Here is a 21,198-nt window from a genome sequence, read left to right on the forward strand (position 1 = left end):
TCAATCAAAACAGTCGACGTTTCTCTTTGTATATCTTTTTAATGTGTTCATACGCTTGTTTTGTATCAACATCCATAAAAAGGGACGCGTCGGTCCATTCGTAAAATATTCCATTTTCAGGTCCGCTTTGTCTTATAATTTTTCTTGCCCCTTGATCTCCTTGCAGCTTATCCAAGCTTGAAAACATTTGTTTTGAAAATAAAACCGGTGCTCTGGACATTCCTTGATAAAAAGATGAAATAAATGGAACAGAAAAATGTTTTTCAAAAAGAGAAACAAATGTATCTATCAGCACGATGCTTATAAGAGGCTGATCTGCCAACAGCACAATAATAGCATCAGCGTTTAATTCTTTTGCTTTTTTCAATCCGCATTTTAAAGACGCAGACTGACCTTTTAAGGCGCTACTACAAGAAGTATGACTCCACTTCTGCTGATATGCTTCTGAAAAAAGAATAGGGTCAATCCACTCAAGATGATCTCCTTTCTTAGTTACTACTATCGTATGATTTACTTTTGAAGAAACCGCTTTTCGTAAAGCTTTACTCCCCAAACATCCATTCCCTAAAGGCAACAGCAGTTTATTTCTGCCCATCCTTTTACTAGCTCCCGCGGCAAGATAAACAGCAACAATATTTAACCCGGACATTTTCATCCCTTTTTTTCATCATATATTCGGAGGTTTTGAATTAATTCAGCAAGAATACTAACGGCAATTTCTTGCGGTCCTACCGCTCCTATAGAAAGTCCTACCGGCGAATGAATGCGTGAAGAAATATCAGTATTCAATAATCGAAGTGTTCGCTTTTTAGATCCTAAAACTCCTATGTACTTCACAGGGTTTGATTTTAATAGCGAGAGAATTTCTTGATCGCGATAAAAATTATGGGTCATGATCACAACAAAATCATCGCTTTGTATAGATAATTGTTTGTCTACTTCCTCTGGAAATCCAATATGTATTTCCTCTGCTAGCGGAAAATGTTCTTTATTACATAAAGCCGGTCTCCAGTCGCATAAGGTAACCGAAAACCCCGTATTGGCTGCAAGTGATACTAAATATTTTGCATCAACACCTGCTCCCCAAATAACTAGACGAGGCTTTGGTTTATATAGATGAGCATATGTGAGCAGGGAGCAATTTGAAAGTTGAATACCGCTCTTTCCCCCATTCCAATCATCTGTTGCAAAAGATGATGTGTCGCTATTTCCACCAAATGTTTCGCCCGTTTTTTCTACATAAAAAGAGGTTGTTTGAATAAAGTTTTTTTCTAATTTTTTAATATGCAAAACAGGATTTCGGTTATCTAAATGACGTTTTACCCGCAAAAGATTTTGCTTCATCCTCGCAGTTACAGGTTCTAGGAGAATATACAGGATTCCATTGCAGCCTGCTCCTTGTCCCCATCCTGCATCACCTTCTTCTTTCAAATTGTACGTAACGGTTAATACGTGCTCAGTGTCGAACAACTCTTTTACGCGCTCAGCAAGATCTGCTTCTACACAACCAGCGCTTAACATCCCAATGTTCTCCCCATTTTCTTGAAACAGCATGGACGCTCCTTCTTTTAAATATGAGGATCCTTCTACATGAACAATCGTTGCCAACACACTTTTTACTGTTGATGTGTTTACAGCATGTAAAATATCGTGCATTTTTATTATTCCCTCCTTTTCCTGTCGAGGTTTTAAAATCTTTTCACGTTTTACACGGAACTACAATACGCTACAGTAGACCACTTCTACTCTCTGAATGAATCCATGTATTATTCATATTTTCAAAGAAGCTACAATAAGCTTTTAAAGACTTAGAAGAACTGTCGTTTGAAAGGAGAATAATATGCTATTCGACTCAACAAAAATCAACCTAGGAAATTTGAACGTTCGCAGTGCTGATCAAGCAAGCAGTATTTCTATTGGAAATACGTCAAAAGTTACAAGATATGTCACAGCAAAGAAAAATCAGGCCTTCGGACAGCAGCACGCTGATCAATGTTTTACAGCAGGATCTGCTTACAAAACTGTAGATAATGATTATGTAGATGCATTTGCAACAAAAAATGATAAATAAGGAGGAAACCATATGATTTTTTCGCCCATGGTCATTAACTTACAAGCCTTCAAAGTGAACGTTTTGGATAATTCATCCGTTTTAAGCATAGGACCTAATCAGCAGCTTGATGTGTTCGTATCTTATAAACGTAATCAAGGTCTGGGAGAATCAAACGGAGATTTTTCTCCGAACGTAACTCCGTTCTCATGGATTATAGACTCAGATGTAAATGATTCAAACTCAGTTAAAAATAGCGTAATTTAATTTTTTCATCTCCTCTGCCTCTACTGCGCACAACTAGCAGCATATCTTCATCTATTCGTCTATTAGCATTCAATCGGAAGCCTAATAAATATAACCTGCATCTGAACTGGCTATATTTATTAGGCTTTTTCTATGAAATGGGCACTTTTTGAAAAGATGATGGGCTGTCAATTTGATCTCGATCATCGACACAGCTTCTCGTTCCTATAAAGCCGCTATCATCACCAAAATTTTGCCCAAATCCCTGTGTTTTTTTATCTGAATTATTCCAGTCTGCTAGTAAATTCTGTCCGATATTTACTGCAGACGCATTTTCAAAGGAATTTATCTTTAGCATTAAAATATTAATATTTATAGATGCACCTGCCATTTAAACCACCCCCTTTCAAACTATATTCAAATTCCATCTTTTTATGATGTGTGGTAAGGAGGAAACGATATGGACTTTGATAAACTTATGCAGTGGATGGAATTTGCTAAAAATTATCAAACAAATGACTTTTGGAACGGTGTTTTTGATCAAACTGCTTTTAACGAATTTATGAAAGAAAATATGGATATGAATGCTCCTGATTCATATCAGGCACCTCAGGCTTCTAAAAGTAATTTTCCACCTGTTGACATTTACGTTACGCCTCACGAGATCATTGTTATCGCTGACCTGCCTGGTTATCTAAAAGAAAACTTACACGTTTCCGTTTCAGGCAGCAGACTTCTATTAAAAGGCTCACCGCACCCTCTCATCACAGGACAGCCGGTTGTACAAGAACGACCTTCTGGAGATTTCAACCGAATTATTGAGTTGCCAGAGCCCACCGATGCACATCATCTGCGTGCAAAATTTGAAAACGGGCTGCTTATCCTTTCTTATCACAGGCAGTTTTTCCAAGAAGAACGTATTCACATTGAATAAGGTTTAGTAGTTTTACGAATGAATTTTAATGCTGCACATAAGTATTTATAAATGCGAAAAATTTAACGTTCACTTCTAAACTGGCTCACTATGTATTTATCTAACTGTGATTACAGAGGAAATAAGCCCAAGATGAGGAGAAGCGAAATGTCTATGAAAGGATTTTTCAACCCCAAACAGACTAACCAACAGCTTCATACTGAGCTAGCGGACTTCAAACATCAAATCAAGCGCATTAACACGCTTGAAGTTCACATGAACCGTTTTTTAAAACTCGAACCGCAAATTGGTTCTCTCATCATGCTCAAAAAAAAGCTGGAGGCTCAGCCCACGCACTCCAATGCTTCTTCACCTTCACAAAGAAGCACTCATAAAGATACGGAACAAACGTATGCAAAAGACATGCAAGAAACTGCTAAACAGCTTCATTTTTTAAAAGAAAAAGTAGCGCAATTGGAACAAGTGATCTCCACACAACCTCCTCGCGATAAAAAGATAGAAGCTATACCTTACATGGATATAACTCGGTTAGTAGAACAATCTGTAAAGAAGCAAATGGCTCCTTATATCGAAAGAATGACAGAATTAGATAACAGAGTTTCAGCATTAGAACGCAGCATGTCGCTTGTAACTGAAGTACAGGTGGACATGCTAAAACGAACGTCTGCCCTTCAAGAAGAAATAAAAGGGATTCAGGAAAAAGCGGCACTTTTAGAAAATGCTCCCCCGCCTATTCATATTGATAAATTTTTTCTTGATAAATACGAACAAAACAACAATATTGGCCAAGTTGGCATTAAAGAACTCGGCGGTACTTTAAACATCGGAGCTACATACGGAAGCGGAGCGATACCAAAAGATTTCACGGACCAAATTCAAAAAGATATGGAAGAGTTAAAAAACGCAAAATCAGATATTTCTTCTGGCACAGCGAAGCCAGGACAAGAGGATACAAAGGGTTCTCCTTCCGTTTCAGAAAAAGAAGAAACATATACGGAAGTTCCTATTTTTGACGAAGAGGATCTAGAAGACGACCCAAAGGGAGAGTCAGTTTAAAAAAGTCATAAAATTATATCTAGTTATGACTAGAATTTTTGCACGCTATTCTTTACACTATAGGTAATAACTTCAAAAAAGGAGATATGCTGATGCCAAAGCTTTTATGGAGAATAGGTGCTGTCATGTTGCTAATGTGTGGAGGCTTTATCTTTTTATTTATTGCTGCTTCGCAAATGATGGTTCAGCAATACAAACCTTTTTTTAGACGCGAGAGTGCATAACTCTCGCGTTTTTTTATTGAATGTTATCCTGTTTATGGTAATATATATATCAAAAAGATATAGGTGAGGAAAATAAATGAAGGAAAATCAAACAACATATGCAATTTTAGGACTGCTTACCACGGAATGCAGAACTGGTTATGAAATTAAGCAGTTAATGGATCGAAGTTTAAATCATTTTTGGAAAATCAGTTATGGCCAAATTTATCCCACTTTACAAAAGCTTGTGAATAATGAACTAGCAACGGTTAATTCCGTTGCTCAAACTGATAAACCAGATAAAAAAGAGTATGTCATAACAACTAAAGGAAAAGAAGTTCTGCAAGATTGGCTGCGTGAACCTATTAAGCAGCTCCCTTCCGAAAGAAATGAAATTTTGTTAAAACTCTTTTTTAGTAGTCAGCAAGAAAAGCAGCTCACAATTTCCCAGTTAAAAAACGCTCAGCAGAAACTAACTGAACGTTATCACATGTATTGCGGAATTGAAGACAGCATTTCTAACAGCCCTTCTCCCGATAGAACGTATTGGCTTATTACCCTAGACTACGGTAAACGAACAACGTGTGCTTCGATAGAATGGTGCAAAGATACGATTAATAAATTATATGATGAGGAGGCGCATAATTTATGATTCATTCCAATCGTATGATGGCTAAGCCCGGTCAGGAGTTGGTCGTCTTTGTTATAGGAATGCGCATTAATAAGTGGACAGCGGTACACAAATGGTTCCCTGTATTTAAAGCAATGCCTCCTATGATTCGCGAGTTGTATACAAACAAAAACCTTGGCTTTTTATCTTTGCAAGGATCTTTTAATTTAAGAACCATCACGCTGATACAATATTGGGAGTCAGTTGATCAATTAACCTCCTATGCCAAAGGTCCTCAGCACTTAAAAGCTTGGAATTCTTTTTATAAACAGGCTTCAAAAACGAATGAAGTGGGCATTTATCATGAAACGTACGTCATTCCTGCAGGAAATTATGAATCAGTATACGTGAATATGCCTTTGTTCGGTTTAGCTAAAGCGCTTGGATCTGAAACTATAACGAAGCATACTCAAACTGCCAAAAAACGTTTGAATGTTAAAAAGCCGCTTTAACTAAAAGCGGCTTTCGTTATATTTGTTATACATATATTTTCAGCATTTGATTGGCACCTTTTTGAAATTCGTACGGGACGTCTGCTATTTCTGTTCCTTTTACTAGAGGCGCAATCTCTTCTAACAGCTGCGGCAAATAGGTAGAAATCTTGCCGCTCAGGTCCGTTAAAGGAAACAAACGTACTTCCTCTTTTGTAACGCGTATCAGTTCTTTTAAAGCTTCTAAATGAAACGTATAATCTAACCGGTCACTGTACATAAATAAAAAGTTAGCACAAAGCGTTAAATCAAACTCGTTCTTTTGAAACGGCAAATTAGGAAGTGCTCCGTACTGATAGGCTTCGGGGTTCTTTTTCATATGAGCAATACAATCTTTTAATGCTCTTTTTCGATGTTCAGTTAAATCATCAATAGACGAAAAATACTTCCACACATACTGTTCCTGTACGTGCTGCATTTGATTCATCGTATGAATTAAATCCAGGCTTCCTTTCTTTTCAAGCTCTTCTGCCGTAAATTTATAGGCAATATCGCAGCTAGTAGCCTCCGTACCTTGCTGCATGGCATGAGCAGTAAAAGAACAGGCCCCGCTAGCACAATCTAACACTTTTTTTCCTTTTAAATACTTTTCATTCAAATTAAACATGGCGCTATACTCTTCAAACGTTCTGCCGATAAAAACAACTCGGTCAATTCCTAACTTTTTCTCTGCTAAACTCAACTCTACTCAGCCCCTATCTTTTACTTAGGCTTTTATTTTACAGAAAATTGGATTAAATTCCAATAGTTTATGTAGTAATTAGTTTAATCACTATCTTTTGAAGGCCTAAAAACAAGCCCCAACACATAACTCCTATTGATAAACTCATAAACAAATGAAGGGAGTTTTTTAAACAAATATAGACGACAGCAAGTAGTAAAATAGTGCCTGGGAGTCCATAAAGAACGCCGAGTGTAAACTGACTGACCACTTCCTTTTTTTCTCCTTGCACTGATAACCATACAATACTTAGTAAGCTCACAATTGGAAGGGCAGCCACAATTCCACCGTATGTCGGAAATCTTTTGGCCATTTCTGTTACCCCTGCAATAATAAGAGCCGACATTAAAATTTTGATGATACTATACATGTTTTGCACGCTCGCTCAATAACTGAAAAGCCTGTTGAATCAGCTGCTTTTCAGATGCTGTCATTTCGCGTAAAATAGCTGATACTTTTTCTTCATCCAAGCTTGAATTCCGTTTTAATAGGTCTTTTCCTGCTTCTGTTAAATGCAGAATTACTTTTCTTTCATCATGTATATCTCTATTTTTATATACATACCCTTTATCAATATTTCTCTTTACGTGTTCAGATGCCGTATTATGTGAAACGTGTAAATAATCCGCAATTTCTTTTATTCCAACCGAAGATGATTTGTCGATATGCTGTAAAAGACGTATGGTTTGGTGTGTAATTTTCTCTTGATGCGTATAGTGCAAATGATAATAAATAGACGTCCAATAGCTGTTTAACTCCTCTACTTTCATGATCCTGCTCCTTTATATCGTATTTTCAATTATTATCGTATTATACGATATATATTACAGAAACGACACCCAGTTTTCAATACTACCTTCTTTTTATCTTGTATCTCACATAATAATACGATTTAACAGTTACACTAATTGTACACACTGTGAAAGGCGGTTGTATGACATTGATTCTTCGACTGTTAAAATGGGTTCCGAATCTCTTTACGATTGGAAATTTGCTAAGCGGCGTATTTTCCATAGCCTTTAATATGAACAGCTACGAACGCTTAGCTGCTCTTTTTATTTTTCTAGCCGCTTTTTTCGATTTATTTGACGGCAAAATTGCGAGAAAGCTGAAAGTTAACAGCGAGTTTGGTGTAGAGCTAGATTCTTTGGCTGATATTATCAGCTTTGGCGTAGCGCCTGCAATGCTATTTCATACTCTTTCTCCCCACTCTTGGCTCACGGTACTCGCTTTTATGATTTATCCAAGCATGGGCGCATTAAGATTAGCTAAATTTAGTGCAAATCCAACCATAGGTTATTTTATAGGGCTGCCTATTCCTTTTCCAGCTCTAATTATCGCACTGCTTGGTATGTTTTATTATGTGAATCCTTATCTTATGATTATTTTAGCTATTTTGATGGTGAGTCCTATCCGGGTCATGAAAATTTAGATACAATAAAAGACAGACAAAATGCCTGTCTTTTATAGTGCTGTCCATTCTTCACACAGCATTTTATGCTTAAATTTCAGCTCATGTTCTCTTTTTTCAAGCTGAGCTTGTAAAGACAGCCACTCCTTATTATCAGGTGCTGAGCATAATTTTTCTTCAAGAGACAGTAAGGAATCCAGTACGTCTTCAAGCTGAGCAGCCACTTCTCGTTGCTGTTTTATGTTCATTTTTTTCAACAGTAGTTTTTCATTTTTCTTCATTTTTTTCACCTCTCTCTTTCCTTTACCCGATGATGAATGTTTTAGTATGAAAAGCACCTGATTAAAAATAGTTTTATCGTAGTACAAGCCATTTAATAGCGTATTTTTTATTTTTATTAATTATTTAGAACATAGTTTAACAAGATATATTTAGAATTAGTAATACTTTTACAAACCGTGATATACTTAAAAAAAGAAAGGATGATGAATAGAAAATTATGCTGCAAAAATTTGGTTTTTCTCAGTATGAAAGTCAAGTATATGAAGCGCTGCTTGCGAATGATGGCCCGCTGGATGCTAGTTCAATTGTTACGTATTCGCATGTTCCAAAAGCAAAAATTTATGAAGTGCTTAATCGTTTAATTGATAAAGGTATTGTAGTAAATACATTGTCCGGGAAAAAGAAACTTTACTCAGCGGTAGCCCTTCAAACCGTCATTCAAAAACTTACTGCTGATTTTGAAAATGACATTAATGAATTAAAAACATATAAAATTAAAAAAACGTTTACAGATGATCATGTTTGGAGTTTAAAAGATAAATCCTCTATTTCTGCTCACATCGAACAATTGATTCATGAAGCGGAATCTTCTATTATTTTATCCGCGTGGAATGATGAGTTAGCACATTACCGCTCATTGCTAGAAGAAAAAGAGAAACAAGGCGTAAACGTCGAGGTCTTAACCATAGGAAACTTGCAGACTGCCCTCAAACATTTACATACATTAAATCCAATAGATGATCATAAAAACCTTGAGCCGTCGCAGTTGATTATTGTTGACGATGCTTACCTTTTATTTGCCGGCATTGAACATGAGACATGGAAAGCAATAAAAACCATGTCCCAGCCGCTTGTAAAAGTTTTTGCTGATTTCTTTTATCATGACGTTGCACTTACCCATATTACAAAGAAATATCAAGAGCAGCTTCTTCAAGATTCTGAGATCATGGATCTGCTTACTCGCCTGCGATATTAAAAAGGTTACTAATTCATTAGTAACCTTTTTAATATTACCTATTGAAATCCCTTCTAAAAAAGGTTACTATTCTAGTTGTAACTTTTTAAAGAGGGGGTTTTTTGATGAATAAAAAAGTTTACATACTTGCGATTGCTTCTTTTGTTGTTGGAACGGTCGAATTAATTCTAGGAGGCATCTTAGACTTAATTGCCGATGCATTTCATGTATCATTAGCAAAAGCAGGTTATTTAATCTCTATTTATTCGTTTGTTTATGCCTTGTCTGCGCCGATTTTACTAAATGTGACGGCTAAGATAGAGCGTAAAAAAGTTTATATGTGGACATTATTTATTTTCTTATTGAGCAATGTATTTTCAGCCTACAGTTCGGGCTATTATATGCTACTGATTGGACGTATTCTTGCTGCTGCGAGCGGTTCTTTTATCATTGTACTATCTACCACAATGGCTTCTAGAATGGTAAAACCTGAATACCAAGGCAGAGCAATTGGCATCGTATTTATGGGAATCAGCGGCTCACTTGTTTTAGGCATTCCTCTTGGTATTTTGATTGGAAATGCGCTTGGCTGGCGTCAAGTATTTGTTATGATTGCAATTTTGACTGCCATTATTATGATTACCGTTTGGTTTACAATGGAGCGTCTAGCTCCTGCTCCAATTGTACCGTTAAAAACTCAGGTAAAAGCTTTACGCAATAAAAAAATGCTCGCTATTCACCTAGCAACATTATTTGTACTTGCGGGCCATTTAACGCTTTATGCGTACTTCACACCATTTTTGCAAGAAACACTAGGATTAAATACAGCGATGGTGACCATTATTTATGGTATTTTCGGTCTTGCTGCCGTGGCAGGAGGAGGACTTGGAGGAGCTGTTTCTGATAAATGGAACCCTTCTTCATCTGTTATCACCATGATTGCTCTCTTTTTTGTTAGCATGATTGCTATGCCTTTTGGCGTTCAATTACCATTTATTGTGTTCTTGCTTCTTATGATCATTTGGAGTGCACTCAGCTGGGCGGTTTCACCAGCTCAAAGCAATTTAATTATCCATAGTGCACGCGACACGTCGGACATTTTAATCAGCACTAATGCAGCGATTTCACACGTAGGAATTGCGATCGGCTCCTATGTTGGAGGAATTGTCGTTAATCAATACTCTGTTATTTATAACGGCTGGGTCGGGTCTATTTTTGTTTTGCTTGGTCTTTTCTGCTCTCTTTATGCGGTAACACGAACAGAAAGCACAGCAGATACGCTTCACAGTAAATAAGCTTTTATAAAAAAAGCGTACACATATAGTGTACGCTTTTTTTGATTATGATGGGTCTCCATGCATTTCAGCTGCAAATTGAGATTCGGACATGACGATAAAACCATGCTTTCTTAGCAACGCAGTCGTTACCCCTTCACCGGCTAATTTAACATTTGAAAATGCTCCGTTATATATATGTTCACTTCCACATGAAGGGCTGTTTTCTTTTAGTACAATAACAGTAGCTTTTATTTCTTTTGCGATGCTCAGTGCCTTATAGGCCCCGTCTATGTATATATCTGTCACGTCTTTTCCCGATCGTTCAATAACTCGCGCATTTCCGTTTATTACGTCTATTCCCGTTCCTTTTATAATTTCTGCCGGTTCTCTAGGCGTGTGAAATCCACCTAACAGTTCCGGACACATCATCACCGCTTCTTTATTTTCAACGAGCGCTTCAATTTCCTTAACTAAGGCACTGCTTCCATTATATCTGCAAGCTTGACCTGCTAAGCAGGAACTAACCAAAATCACAGAATTCTCCCTCCCATAAAAAAACACTTCTCATTCATCATACAAAGAATATATGATGAATGGAAGTGTTTACCTTTTATATTTTATTCAAGATCACGCTTTGACTCCTGCTCTTTGTCTCGATCCGTTTTCGCTTCAAATTCAGAGCGAGTCATTACGTCCTCTACATGCATATTTACTTCTACTACCTCTAATCCCGTCATATCGTGAACTGATTTTTTTACGTTATTAACAGTTTCAGAGAAAATGGCTGGAACATTTTTTCCGTATTCGACAATTACTTTTAAATCAAGGGCAACTTGCTTTTCTCCTACTTCAGCGTTAATCCCTTTTGTGATATCTTCAGTGCTGCGGAAGCGATCTGTTAACCCGCTCATAAATCCGCCGCTCATTGATAAAATTCCTTTAATTTCATTAGCTGCAATTCCAGCAATTTTTTTAATGACTTGATCTTCAAATGTTAATGTATTTTGATGTGTATTTTCCTGAGATTTTACTGCTGTATTTGTTTCATTAACTGCCATAACTAACATCTCCCTTAAAGTGATTTTCTATCTTCCTTTAGTAAAGAATCCTACCCAAGCATTTATGTCTAAATGACCGTCTCTCCACTTCCCGATTACATAACCAATTCCCATAAAAGCTACAATTAGCAGCGTGGGGCCAAAACCAATTGTTAATAGCAAAATTGCCAACACTAAACCTGCCAGAATACCAAGTACTCGGCCACGGTACGGAATCAATTTATTTGGAGTACTCATTATGTCCCTCCTTCATCACACAACACGCTCTTTCTTTCGTGTTTGTGTATCTGTTAAGTCAATACGGACGGAGTGAACGGGAAGCTCGAGTAAGGCCTCCACGGCGCGTTTTGTTTCAAGCTGCATCTCTTTTCCTAGTGTTGGTAGTCCATCTCGTCCAAACAACGAACAGTTGATATACAGACTAACTTTTTCTTTCCGAGAATGAATAGAGGCCTGGACTTCAGGAGAGCGTATTCCCTGAAAGCTTCTAATTGCTCGTAAAGCTGTAGATTCGATCGTTGCTTTAGAAATTGTTATTTTGCCTTCACCAGTTACAATTGCTAAATTCTTCTTAGGCGGTCTGCTAAATATGCCTGTTAAAAGAAAAATAATAAAAATAACAGCTAAAAATGCGCTTATTGATAAAATTGTGTAGTAAAACCACTCCTGATGCTGCCACTTTTCTAACCAGTTTGAAAGGTGAGGAACCCTATAAACCATCAGTGCTAACATACCTGAACAAATCAGTCCTGCAATTCCAATAACTGCGATTAAAAACCGATTAAAATTATTCAATTTTCCACCTCATCTCAACGTGAACTCCTACTGCTTTTTTGTTGTGTGTAAAGGGAAGGCAACGAGATATTCAATAGTTACCCGCAATATTTTTTTGATAAACTTTCTAACTGTAAAACTGAATATAAAAAAAACGACTAGGTTTCCCTAGTCATTTTCTGCGTCTCTATACGTTGTCCTGTGAGCTTTGATGAACTTATTACCGTTTATTAAACCGCCAATTAATAAAATAGCGGCGGTTAAATAAAACCAGACCATTAAAATAATAATACTTCCAAGCTGACCATAGATTTGCGAGTAGCTTCCAAACTGGACATAGTATCCGAATCCGGTAGATACAACTTGCCATCCTAGCGTGGAGAAAACAGCCCCTGGAAGTACATCTTTCCACGTTACTCTTGCGCTTGGCATCAGTTTGTAAAAAAGAATGAAGAAGCCTAATAAAAATAATGTCCCAATTCCCCATCTAATTGTCGTCCAGCTTTGAAACCATATATCAGGAACATGGACTTTTGTTAGGACCAAATGTCGAATGACCTCTTCAATAATTGGTACAAACAATGAAATAGCTACCACAACCATAAAACCAAAAGTTAAAATCAAATCATTGATTAAACCGCGCAAAAACGTTTGTTTTCTTTGAATATGATACGCGTCATTTAACGAGCGAACCAAAGATTGTATAGCCATAGATGCGAGCCAAAAAGTCGCTAATAAACTAAAAGATAAAACTTTTTTCCCGCTATTGTTAACTGTTTCAATTGACCGTTCAATTACGTCGTAGGCGCTTTTAGGCGTAAATGGTTCAATAAATATCAGCAAATTGTTTGTATCAATTGGAAAGAAACTCAGCAGAGAAAAAAGAAAGATAATAAACGGTACAAAAGATAACAAAAAATAGTAGGCTGTTTGAGCAGCCTGATCAAAGAAACGCTCCGTAAAAAAACGAGCGGCAACGGTCTTAGATGTTTGAATCATAACAGCGTTCTCCTTTACTTTCGCTTCACCCTGTAGTGAAATTCATATTCAATTTTTATGTTCAACATGTATTGGATAAGTTTCGGCTTATAAAGCTTTCCTTTCCATTATCCGCGGTTAACAAAGAATTTAACCTGTAAAATTATACAGCCGGTTCATAAAGAAGATATTATTATAATTACATCTGCCATTACCACCATATCAATAGATCTTCTTTTTCTTTCATAAAACCGTAAATTCTCTGGGACTGCTTTCCCTTTTTTCTTACATCTTAAACTTTTTTACGCAATGTTAAAAAAGTAAAACATAAGAGCGCCGATCAGCATCAGCATAATCATTGAAACAAAAATAACCAAAGCGTGAGAAGATTGATACGTTTGGCTGTTAATTTTTTTGCGGGTTGAAAAATAATGATAGGTTGAGAAGAGAAGCAAACCTGCACTTGCAGCTAAAGAAAAGATAATAACAGCAATAATAAGAGTATCGGCTGCTTCACTTAATTTTTTTCCGGAATTGAAATGTAGGCCGCCTGCAACAAAGCCAATGCCGAGTGTGGCAACAGACGTTCGAATCCACGCTAAATACGTTCGTTCATTTGCTAAATGCTGCTGAATATAAATGGATTCATTTTCTTTTTTAGTCATTTACATACCACCGTCCCTTTATATGTCTTCTATTATAAATAAATACTCAAACGAAAATAAATTGAGGACGCTTCACGCCACATTATACCCGAAAAGAACGAATCATTACCATCTTCAAGCGGTCAAAAGAGCTTCTTCATAAACTAAAAAAAGCCAACGGGATAACCCCAGCTGGCTTTTTTGATTTATGAAACATTTTCCTTATCTTGATTATGCTGATATTCCTCGTCCCAATAATCAGCATTTTGAATTCCTAATTTCCTTGGAGAAAAGATAGGGTCTATCCCTAGTTTTCTCTGCTGGCGATAATCTTTTAAAGTTATTAAAGCAGGCTTAGCTAAAATCAAAATTGCAATTAAATTGAGCCAAACCATTATTCCAACTCCAATATCTGCTAACGCCCATGCAGTTTCAGCCGTTCGGATAGATCCGTATAAAGTAGTGGCTAAAAGAGCTGCCTTAAGGAACATGGATACTATTTTATTTTGTTTGCCTTTCGATACGTAAGCTAAGTTCGTTTCCGCAATATAATACTGTGTGGGTATAACGTATATTTTGGACAGATTATCTGACGCAGTTTTTAGTGAAGTATAAATTCTTTACATAATTCCATTGTCACAACATAAAGTAATGAGTGAACCAAGGGTCACTTTATGTTCTAAGCCAAGCGTAAACACAGGACATCTTTCTGTTTTCATTTCACGGTAATATTTCACTAAGTGAATCATTTTATTTTTAAATATTTCTGATATATGGTATAATTTAAACCGATAAAAAGATGCTGCATGTATGCTAAAAGAGCAGGCCATATGGTTTCGCTCTTTTGTTGTTTTTACGCTATGCGGCACAACGAAAGAAGGAAATATAATGGAATTATGGAAACGAAACTTGTACATTTGCTGGTTCGGTTCTTTTTGCACCACAGCCGGGATGAGTTTAGTTATTCCGTTTTTACCGCTTTATATTGAAAAGCTGGGAGTTCACGATACGAGTTCCATCAGCAGATGGGCTGGTATTGCGTTTGGAGCTACCTTTTTAATGGCGGCTATTGTTTCTCCTTTATGGGGGAGTTTAGCCGATAAATACGGGCGAAAGCTTATGCTCCTTCGCGCAAGCTTGGGTATGGCAATTGTTATGACTTCTATTGGTTTTGTGCAAAATGTCTATCAGCTTGTCGGACTGCGCTTTTTAATGGGCGCTGTTTCCGGCTTCATCTCTGCAGCCATTACGTTAGTAGCAACTCAAACACCTAAAGAGCATAGTGGTAAAGCATTAGGTACGTTATCTACAGGGGCTGTATCAGGATCTTTATTAGGACCGCTAGTAGGGGGATATTTAGGAGATACAATTGGATTGCGTCACGTCTTTTTCGTGACGGGTGCATTTATGTTTTTGTCTTTTTTAATTGTAAATTTAATTCAAGAAGACAAAAAAGAGACGGCGAAAACGACGAAAGAATCTAACATTGGGTTACTATCTCTAAAAAATTCAAAGGCTGTGATTGGTATATTTGTTACAACTTTTTTACTGCAGCTTGCAGTTATGGCTATTCAGCCAATCGTTACACTGTATGTAAAACAACTGTCTACTCATACCGATCACCTTGCCCTTATTTCAGGTTTTGTCGTGGCGGCAACAGGAATATCAAATATTTTAGCTGCATCAAGACTCGGCAAAGTCAGCGATCGCGTTGGTCCTCAAAATGTACTTCAAATATGCCTGCTCATCGTAGCAGTTATTTGCGGCTTACAGGCCTTTGTGCATAGTACTTGGCAGCTATTCTTACTTCGTTTTTTACTCGGTTTTGCAATGGGAGGATTATTACCTTCTATTAATTCTTATTTAAAGAAAATTGTGCCGGACTCGATTACCGGTAAAATGTTTGGCTATAATCAAACAGCGCAATACTTTGGGAATTTAGCCGGTCCAGTCATTGGCGGACAAATTGCCGGAGCTAAAGGAATTCCTTACGTATTCTTAACAACCAGTGTTCTTCTACTATTGAATGCTGGGTGGGTGTATTATCAGCGCCATCACGGACAACAGCTAGACGGTAAAGCCGCATAAAAAAACCTTCCGTTAAAACGGAAGGTTTTTTATTACCACAAGGGTTCTTCTTCGCTGCTTACTTCATAAGAAAGTGGCATCATAACAACCGCTGCTATGAAGAAAATAAGCTCCGCGACAACAATGGATGGAAAGGAAAAGTCAAATAGTGAGAGAATAAGCCAAATAATAAGGGGTGCAAATGAGTAGATTGATAATCGCTTTTGGGATTTTGCAGAGATATACTGTTGTTTGTCACAGTGTGGGCATTCTAAAACGTTTCTAAATGTTAACAGTTGTTTAAAGGTTGTCCTCCAGTTCCATTTATGATTACAATTTTGACAGGTGGCCATGGGCATCACGCTCCTAAAAAGATTTATGTACATATAAAGTATACGTACAAGTTGGTAAAGAGTTTCATTTTTATGATTAAAAACGTTTTTACTATTATAACATAAAACAAAATAAAAGGCTTTTTACAAGAAAAAGCCTTTTATTTCAACGTTTATTTAGATACAGCTTCATTCGTTTGAGAAGCTGTTTTTACTTTTATAACCATAATAACAAAAGCTAGCAACCCAAGAATCGCTGCTACGAGAAAAGGAGCTTGAGGCGCTACGGCATTGCCGATAACTCCTGATAATAAAGGAGCAAAAGCTGCACCTAACCATCTTAAGAAATTATATCCTCCAGATGTAATTCCTCGTTCATAAGGAGATACTTCCATTACATGACTCGTAAATAATGCATTATTAAGTCCTGATACAAGACCTGCTGCCATGATTAAGACAATACGCAACCATGTTGCATCAAAGGCAAATAAACAAATTAAAATAAGTGAAAAAACAATTAAGCTAACATGTAACACTTGTTTTGGCTGATATCTTTTCTCTAACTGATGTGCTAAAACCGCTGATCCATAAGCTAAACATAATCCCCATCCAAAGAAAACAAAGCCAATTTGAAGAGCTCCGATCGATAGAATAAGCGGCGTATAAGCTAACACTGTAAAAAACCCGTAGTAATAAAGCATGCCTGATACAGCGCCTTGAGTAAATGGTTTTAATTTATAAAGTTTAACCATGTCTTTAAAACCCGCTGCTTTACGGGGCTTAGTGCTTGTAGGCTGTTTAACAATCGTTAATACTAAAATAAAGGCGATAAAAATTAAAGCACTTGTACCGAAAAACGGCAATCTCCAAGAAGCATTTCCTAACACGCCTCCTACAAGCGGTCCTCCGGCCATTCCCAAACCAATCGCAGCTTCATATAATCCTACTGCTTTTTTCACTTCACCTGATAATGCAATAAGCAGCGTCATAGCTGTTGCAAAGAAAAACGAATTACCAAGTCCCCATCCTGCTCGGAAAATAGAAAGCTGAGGAATATTGTTAGAAAACCCGCATAGTGCTGCAAAAATCGTTACAATGATAAGTCCTGTTACCATCAAACGCTTGTCTCCTACACGTGATGCTAAGATGCCTGCTGGAATCATCATAATAGCCATCATTAACAAATAGGAAGTAAATAACATTTCTACTTGCCAATGAGAAGCTCCAATTTGCTTAGCAATCTCTGGTAAAATCGGATCTACTACCCCGATTCCCATAAATGCTAAAAAAGTAGCTACTACCGTAATAATTTGACCTAATCGGTTATTTGAATGCTGTCCTTCCACTCTTTCATCTCTCCTTTTGTTTTTTCATGTATTTTCATAGCAGATTCTCGCATTTGTTTTAATTCTGTTTTAAATGCCTGCATTTTAACCACTTTAAAATCAATCATCTTGATTTGATTTTCCAGTAAATTTTCTATTTTAGTTATCTCTTTCGCTGATAATCCTTGCTGCTCACTTCTTTCTTCAATCATTCTTTTGAGCGACATAAACTGCTGCAGCTCCTGTAAAGAAAAACCGAGAACTTCTTTTGCTTCTGCTACTTTTTTTAGTTCTCTTACCTCTTCTTCGGAATAAATCCGTGCATTTCCTTTTGTACGCTGCGGGGGCAAAATGAGTCCAATCTCTTCATAATACCGAAGAGCACGCTTGGTCAAACCAGTCATTTTCGTTACGTCATCGATTAGATACATATTTTCCCCTTCACCTCCCTCAAACATTAACGTTAACGTCAACTATCTGTTACTATTATAGATTAACGTTAACGTTAATGTCAATAATATCGAGACATTTTATGTAAATTAAAAAATATGTGCACAAAAAAACCTATTGATAAATCAATAGGTTACATCAATATGTCATATAGCTGCTGTGCTGTTTCTCCTGTAACTTTACCATATACTCCTCGTCTTTTAGAAGTAAGTTCCGCACTCTCGGAGGTGAATCGTACATTGTATACGACTCCTTCATAAGTAAGCTGTACATCTGGGTCAAGAGCGACAGTGTAATCAGCTTTTTTCCATTGAATTTGTTTCATAATTGATTCTACAGCTAAAGCATCTTCTGAACTTAACGTTTTATCTCCTGCTTTTATAAGCTTGCCCTCCCTTTTTTTATTAAATTTTAGTTCAGAATGATAAAATGAAAACTCAAGTTGGTTTTTATCATGTGCTATGAAATCTTGGGGTAGTTCTACATAGCGGACAACTTCTCCTTCGTGTACAAACACAAGCATTTGATTAGCAGCAGATATTTTTTTCATTACCTCTTCACTGATCGGTGCGTTTACAAGTTTTTCTACGTCGGCTTTCTTGCTTTTGTTTGTGAATAAATATCCTTTTTCCCATTTAAAATCACTTAACTTCGATACATCCACTGACCTTACACCTTTTTTTTCAAATAATTGCTGAATATTCTCCCCCATTTCTTTGTCGTTGGTGACTTGAGCATTAGAATTGCACCCTGCTAAACAACAAAAAATAAGACCTATTGCTATAAGAGCCTTCACTTTTGCCTACCTCCTCTCTACCATTCTTTTAGACAATTCCAACTTTGTACCATTTTAACATATAATTCCTATTTTTTCGTCAAAACAAAGAAAGAATACGCTTACATAATTTCACGCATATAAATGTGATTTATTTATAAGTTTTTTCTGAATATTTTAAGAAAATTTTAATATTTTATTTAGTTCGTTTTTAAACTTTATCTTTAGACTAAAAAATAAGTTAAAAATAAATAACCCAGGAGGAAAACAATGACTTGTCTATCTGAAGTTTTAAAGTTTAATGAAAAATTTGTAACAAATAATCAATTTGAGGCTTTTCAAACATCCAAATTTCCTAACAAAAAAATAGTGATCTTAACTTGTATGGATACACGTTTGTTAGAATTACTTCCTAAAGCCATGGGGCTAAAAAATGGAGATGCAAAAATAGTGAAAAATGCCGGAGCTGTTATCTCCCACCCCTTTGGCAGCGTCATGAGAAGTATATTAGTTGCCGTCTACGCTTTGCAAGCTGATGAAGTATGTGTCATCGGTCATCGTGAATGTGGAATGACGGGCATGAAAGCTGAAGCTATTTTAGCCTCTGCTGAACAAAGAGGGATCAGCGCGGAACAGATTCGTAATCTAAAATATGCCGGTATTGATTTAGAATCATGGCTGACTGGGTTTGAATGTGTAGAGGATAGTGTCGAAAACAGTGTGGATATGATTCGAAATCACCCTTTATTACCAAAAGATGTGCTTGTTTCTGGAATGGTTATTCATCCCTCAACAGGAAAACTTGACGTCGTTGTAAACGGCTATTCCCAAGACCAAGCTGAAACCGTAAGCTCATGAAGGAGGATTTTATCGAATGCTAAAAGATAACCGATTTCAAGGCTATTCAGCAGGGCATTTACAAAAAGATATTATCGCCGGTTTGGTTGTTGGGGTCGTTGCTATTCCTTTAGCAATGGCCTTTGCCATCGCTTCTGGTGTAAGACCTGAATACGGGATTTATACAACCATTATCGCAGGAATTATTGTTTCCATATTAGGCGGATCTAAATTTCAAATTGCAGGTCCAACAGGTGCATTTGTTCCGGTGCTGCTTGGAGTTGTCATGCAATATGGTTATGAGAACCTCATTATTGCCGGCTTTATGGCTGGAATTATGATTACGCTGCTCGGGATATTTAAGCTAGGTAAATTTATAAAGTTTATTCCGCGCCCTGTGACGATTGGATTTACAGCAGGAATTGCGATTATTATTTTCTCAGGTCAGATCGCTAACTTTTTAGGATTAAAGGGAATTGCAAAACATGAGGAATTTCATTTAAATATGATTGAAATCCTACGAAAAATTGCAACGATTAACATTTACAGCGTCATCATAGCCGCTATTTGTTTAGCTATCGTGATTATAACGCCAAAGTTTTTACCTAAAATTCCCGGTGCTCTTCTAGGTCTTCTTATTTCCACACTTGTAGCCATTACACTGTTCCCAGGAAAAGTTGCAACGATTGGCTCTACTTACGGTGCCATTCCGAGTAAACTACCATCTTTTAGCTTCCCAGATTTAACATGGGATAACATCGTGATGCTATTTCCGGCTGCCTGCGTAATTGCGATGCTTGGAGGTATTGAATCTTTACTATCAGCTGTTGTTGCTGATAATATGGCCAAAACCAAGCATAATAGCAATAAAGAGCTTGTGGGCCAAGGAATTGCTAATATCGCTACCTCGCTATTTGGCGGAATTCCAGCGACTGGTGCCATTGCCAGAACAGCGACCAATATCAAAAACGGCGCAGCTTCTCCGTTATCAGGAGTTATACACGGCTTAGTTGTTTTATTGGTCCTTGTGATGCTGGCTCCTTATGCATCAAACATTCCGCTGGCAAGTATGGCACCTATTTTAATGTTTGTGGCTTGGAATATGAGTGAGCGTAAAGAATTTGCGCATATTTTAAAAACCAAGTCAGCTGATTCATTTGTACTTGTAGCTACGTTTTTATTAACAGTTTCAATCGATTTAACAACAGGTGTAGGCGTGGGTCTACTTTTAGCTATTGTTATGTTCGTGAAACGAATGAGCGGATCACTGAAGATTTCAAAAGTTTTAGCGGAAACATCTGAAAATGCTCACAAATCTGAGTTGATGGAATATACCATGCAAGGATCTCTTTTCTTTGGATCGGCTGAAGTATTAGAAGATTCCTTTGATAACATCGCTGAAGCGAAACCGAAAGTTTTATTGCTTCGAATGAGCCAAGTATCCTTTATTGATACATCTGGAGAAGCTTTACTATCGAAGGTAGTCGAACGTTTAAAAGATTCGCATAGCCAAGTCGTTATTTCTGGCTTACAGCACCAGCCGAAAGAAATGTTAAAGTCAACCGGTCTATATGATAAAATCGGTGAAAAAAATATATTTTCTTCCGAACCTCCCGTGAGTAAGATTAAAGCTCGTCATAGAATCGTTACTACGTAATAAAA

31 protein-coding genes are annotated in these 21,198 nt (G+C 37.0%); 13 read left to right on the forward strand and 18 right to left on the reverse strand.

The features are described 5' to 3' along the window. Nucleotides 1-4 precede the first annotated feature (4 nt). Nucleotides 5-655: an NTP transferase domain-containing protein gene (locus AC3WJG_RS14610; protein WP_337134363.1), complete on the reverse strand. Its 651-nt coding sequence runs from the start codon at nt 653-655 to the stop codon at nt 5-7. Continuing rightward, a complete protein-coding gene (locus AC3WJG_RS14615) occupies nt 652-1,656 on the reverse strand; it encodes an XdhC family protein (protein WP_221840601.1) in 1,005 nt (334 codons plus the stop codon). The genes AC3WJG_RS14610 and AC3WJG_RS14615 overlap by 4 nt, the downstream gene beginning before the upstream one ends. 184 nt (nt 1,657-1,840) lie before the next feature. Here AC3WJG_RS14615 and AC3WJG_RS14620 point away from each other — a divergent pair, with 184 nt between their 5' ends. Both AC3WJG_RS14620 and AC3WJG_RS14625 read left to right on the forward strand, forming a co-directional pair. After that, entirely contained in the window at nt 1,841-2,071 is a 231-nt protein-coding gene (locus AC3WJG_RS14620) for a hypothetical protein (protein ID WP_028408334.1), read from the forward strand. A 12-nt stretch (nt 2,072-2,083) separates the two neighbouring features. Continuing rightward, nucleotides 2,084-2,317: a hypothetical protein gene (locus AC3WJG_RS14625; RefSeq protein WP_013057270.1), complete on the forward strand. Its 234-nt coding sequence runs from the start codon at nt 2,084-2,086 to the stop codon at nt 2,315-2,317. A 130-nt stretch (nt 2,318-2,447) separates the two neighbouring features. Here AC3WJG_RS14625 and AC3WJG_RS14630 read toward each other — a convergent pair whose 3' ends face one another. Beyond that, nucleotides 2,448-2,687 (reverse strand): hypothetical protein, encoded by a 240-nt coding sequence (locus AC3WJG_RS14630; protein WP_013057271.1) that lies wholly within the window; start codon nt 2,685-2,687, stop codon nt 2,448-2,450. 69 nt (nt 2,688-2,756) lie between these two features. Between AC3WJG_RS14630 and AC3WJG_RS14635 the strand changes: the two genes are divergently transcribed. The 5 genes from AC3WJG_RS14635 to AC3WJG_RS14655 all read left to right on the forward strand — a co-directional run bounded on the left by AC3WJG_RS14635 (nt 2,757) and on the right by AC3WJG_RS14655 (nt 5,611). Beyond that, nucleotides 2,757-3,230: an Hsp20/alpha crystallin family protein gene (locus AC3WJG_RS14635; RefSeq protein WP_028408333.1), complete on the forward strand. Its 474-nt coding sequence runs from the start codon at nt 2,757-2,759 to the stop codon at nt 3,228-3,230. Between the two features lie 147 nt (nt 3,231-3,377). Continuing rightward, nucleotides 3,378-4,286 carry a hypothetical protein gene (locus AC3WJG_RS14640; protein ID WP_225049853.1) on the forward strand — a complete coding sequence of 303 codons (909 nt, stop codon included), beginning with the start codon at nt 3,378-3,380 and terminating at the stop codon, nt 4,284-4,286. Nucleotides 4,287-4,378: 92 nt separating this feature from the next. Next, complete coding sequence (locus tag AC3WJG_RS14645; RefSeq protein ID WP_013057274.1) at nt 4,379-4,510, forward strand: hypothetical protein; 132 nt, start codon at nt 4,379-4,381, stop codon at nt 4,508-4,510. A 76-nt stretch (nt 4,511-4,586) separates the two neighbouring features. Further along, complete coding sequence (locus AC3WJG_RS14650) at nt 4,587-5,141, forward strand: PadR family transcriptional regulator (protein WP_016764331.1); 555 nt, start codon at nt 4,587-4,589, stop codon at nt 5,139-5,141. After that, a complete protein-coding gene (locus AC3WJG_RS14655) occupies nt 5,138-5,611 on the forward strand; it encodes a DUF4188 domain-containing protein (RefSeq protein WP_102812810.1) in 474 nt (157 codons plus the stop codon). Before AC3WJG_RS14650 ends, AC3WJG_RS14655 begins: the two co-directional genes overlap by 4 nt. Nucleotides 5,612-5,636: 25 nt before the next feature. Here AC3WJG_RS14655 and AC3WJG_RS14660 read toward each other — a convergent pair whose 3' ends face one another. The 3 genes from AC3WJG_RS14660 to AC3WJG_RS14670 form a co-directional block, all read right to left on the reverse strand. Next, a complete protein-coding gene (locus AC3WJG_RS14660) occupies nt 5,637-6,332 on the reverse strand; it encodes a class I SAM-dependent methyltransferase (RefSeq protein ID WP_028408330.1) in 696 nt (231 codons plus the stop codon). A gap of 67 nt (nt 6,333-6,399) precedes the next feature. Further along, a complete protein-coding gene (locus tag AC3WJG_RS14665) occupies nt 6,400-6,741 on the reverse strand; it encodes a DUF3147 family protein (RefSeq protein WP_098249586.1) in 342 nt (113 codons plus the stop codon). After that, on the reverse strand, nt 6,734-7,141 hold the full coding sequence (locus AC3WJG_RS14670; RefSeq protein WP_013057279.1) for a MarR family winged helix-turn-helix transcriptional regulator: 408 nt from the start codon (nt 7,139-7,141) through the stop codon (nt 6,734-6,736). The genes AC3WJG_RS14665 and AC3WJG_RS14670 overlap by 8 nt, the downstream gene beginning before the upstream one ends. A gap of 170 nt (nt 7,142-7,311) precedes the next feature. On the opposite strand from AC3WJG_RS14670, the gene pssA reads away from it, so the two are divergent. Next, nucleotides 7,312-7,803, forward strand: a complete 492-nt coding sequence (pssA, locus tag AC3WJG_RS14675; RefSeq protein WP_170959531.1) for a CDP-diacylglycerol--serine O-phosphatidyltransferase — start codon at nt 7,312-7,314, stop codon at nt 7,801-7,803. Between the two features lie 32 nt (nt 7,804-7,835). On the opposite strand, the gene AC3WJG_RS14680 is transcribed toward pssA, so the two are convergent. Then, nucleotides 7,836-8,063, reverse strand: coding sequence for a hypothetical protein (locus AC3WJG_RS14680; protein WP_028408327.1), 228 nt, complete (start codon nt 8,061-8,063; stop codon nt 7,836-7,838). 218 nt (nt 8,064-8,281) lie between these two features. Between AC3WJG_RS14680 and AC3WJG_RS14685 the strand changes: the two genes are divergently transcribed. Together AC3WJG_RS14685 and AC3WJG_RS14690 are read left to right on the forward strand one after the other, a co-directional pair. Beyond that, a complete protein-coding gene (locus AC3WJG_RS14685; RefSeq protein ID WP_060745498.1) occupies nt 8,282-9,040 on the forward strand; it encodes a TrmB family transcriptional regulator in 759 nt (252 codons plus the stop codon). A gap of 104 nt (nt 9,041-9,144) precedes the next feature. Further along, nucleotides 9,145-10,314: an MFS transporter gene (locus AC3WJG_RS14690; RefSeq protein ID WP_492588357.1), complete on the forward strand. Its 1,170-nt coding sequence runs from the start codon at nt 9,145-9,147 to the stop codon at nt 10,312-10,314. Nucleotides 10,315-10,359: 45 nt separating this feature from the next. Here the strand turns inward: AC3WJG_RS14690 and AC3WJG_RS14695 are convergent, their stop codons facing one another. From AC3WJG_RS14695 to AC3WJG_RS14725, 7 genes are all read right to left on the reverse strand, one after another. Beyond that, nucleotides 10,360-10,830: a 2-thiouracil desulfurase family protein gene (locus AC3WJG_RS14695; protein ID WP_028408325.1), complete on the reverse strand. Its 471-nt coding sequence runs from the start codon at nt 10,828-10,830 to the stop codon at nt 10,360-10,362. An 83-nt stretch (nt 10,831-10,913) separates the two neighbouring features. After that, on the reverse strand, nt 10,914-11,354 hold the full coding sequence (locus tag AC3WJG_RS14700) for an Asp23/Gls24 family envelope stress response protein (RefSeq protein WP_025751716.1): 441 nt from the start codon (nt 11,352-11,354) through the stop codon (nt 10,914-10,916). Between the two features lie 27 nt (nt 11,355-11,381). Beyond that, nucleotides 11,382-11,591: a DUF2273 domain-containing protein gene (locus AC3WJG_RS14705; protein WP_098331779.1), complete on the reverse strand. Its 210-nt coding sequence runs from the start codon at nt 11,589-11,591 to the stop codon at nt 11,382-11,384. A 15-nt stretch (nt 11,592-11,606) separates the two neighbouring features. Continuing rightward, nucleotides 11,607-12,149 (reverse strand): alkaline shock response membrane anchor protein AmaP, encoded by a 543-nt coding sequence (gene amaP / locus AC3WJG_RS14710; protein WP_221840604.1) that lies wholly within the window; start codon nt 12,147-12,149, stop codon nt 11,607-11,609. Between the two features lie 147 nt (nt 12,150-12,296). Further along, a complete protein-coding gene (locus AC3WJG_RS14715; RefSeq protein ID WP_098524981.1) occupies nt 12,297-13,127 on the reverse strand; it encodes a YihY/virulence factor BrkB family protein in 831 nt (276 codons plus the stop codon). 281 nt (nt 13,128-13,408) lie between these two features. Beyond that, the gene (locus AC3WJG_RS14720; RefSeq protein WP_060745497.1) at nt 13,409-13,771 is read right to left on the reverse strand and encodes a YidH family protein; all 363 of its coding nucleotides are present in this window, start codon (nt 13,769-13,771) and stop codon (nt 13,409-13,411) included. A 185-nt stretch (nt 13,772-13,956) separates the two neighbouring features. Further along, a complete protein-coding gene (locus tag AC3WJG_RS14725; RefSeq protein ID WP_337134414.1) occupies nt 13,957-14,367 on the reverse strand; it encodes an alanine:cation symporter family protein in 411 nt (136 codons plus the stop codon). A 271-nt stretch (nt 14,368-14,638) separates the two neighbouring features. On the opposite strand from AC3WJG_RS14725, the gene AC3WJG_RS14730 reads away from it, so the two are divergent. Continuing rightward, a complete protein-coding gene (locus AC3WJG_RS14730) occupies nt 14,639-15,838 on the forward strand; it encodes a multidrug efflux MFS transporter (protein WP_028408323.1) in 1,200 nt (399 codons plus the stop codon). Between the two features lie 32 nt (nt 15,839-15,870). On the opposite strand, the gene AC3WJG_RS14735 is transcribed toward AC3WJG_RS14730, so the two are convergent. The 4 genes from AC3WJG_RS14735 to AC3WJG_RS14750 all read right to left on the reverse strand — a co-directional run bounded on the left by AC3WJG_RS14735 (nt 15,871) and on the right by AC3WJG_RS14750 (nt 18,720). Continuing rightward, nucleotides 15,871-16,203 carry a TIGR04104 family putative zinc finger protein gene (locus tag AC3WJG_RS14735; protein ID WP_308292779.1) on the reverse strand — a complete coding sequence of 111 codons (333 nt, stop codon included), beginning with the start codon at nt 16,201-16,203 and terminating at the stop codon, nt 15,871-15,873. A 119-nt stretch (nt 16,204-16,322) separates the two neighbouring features. Continuing rightward, nucleotides 16,323-17,495 (reverse strand): MFS transporter, encoded by a 1,173-nt coding sequence (locus tag AC3WJG_RS14740; RefSeq protein WP_028408322.1) that lies wholly within the window; start codon nt 17,493-17,495, stop codon nt 16,323-16,325. Further along, nucleotides 17,465-17,905 carry a MerR family transcriptional regulator gene (locus AC3WJG_RS14745; protein ID WP_337134364.1) on the reverse strand — a complete coding sequence of 147 codons (441 nt, stop codon included), beginning with the start codon at nt 17,903-17,905 and terminating at the stop codon, nt 17,465-17,467. Before AC3WJG_RS14745 ends, AC3WJG_RS14740 begins: the two co-directional genes overlap by 31 nt. Nucleotides 17,906-18,057: 152 nt before the next feature. Beyond that, nucleotides 18,058-18,720 (reverse strand): hypothetical protein, encoded by a 663-nt coding sequence (locus tag AC3WJG_RS14750; protein WP_328241077.1) that lies wholly within the window; start codon nt 18,718-18,720, stop codon nt 18,058-18,060. Nucleotides 18,721-18,969: 249 nt separating this feature from the next. Here AC3WJG_RS14750 and AC3WJG_RS14755 point away from each other — a divergent pair, with 249 nt between their 5' ends. Both AC3WJG_RS14755 and AC3WJG_RS14760 read left to right on the forward strand, forming a co-directional pair. Next, nucleotides 18,970-19,557 (forward strand): beta-class carbonic anhydrase, encoded by a 588-nt coding sequence (locus AC3WJG_RS14755; RefSeq protein WP_337134365.1) that lies wholly within the window; start codon nt 18,970-18,972, stop codon nt 19,555-19,557. A gap of 16 nt (nt 19,558-19,573) precedes the next feature. Beyond that, nucleotides 19,574-21,193, forward strand: a complete 1,620-nt coding sequence (locus AC3WJG_RS14760; protein WP_337134366.1) for a SulP family inorganic anion transporter — start codon at nt 19,574-19,576, stop codon at nt 21,191-21,193. Nucleotides 21,194-21,198: the final 5 nt, after the last annotated feature.

The organism is Priestia sp. FW507-14D1A (genome assembly GCF_058781295.1).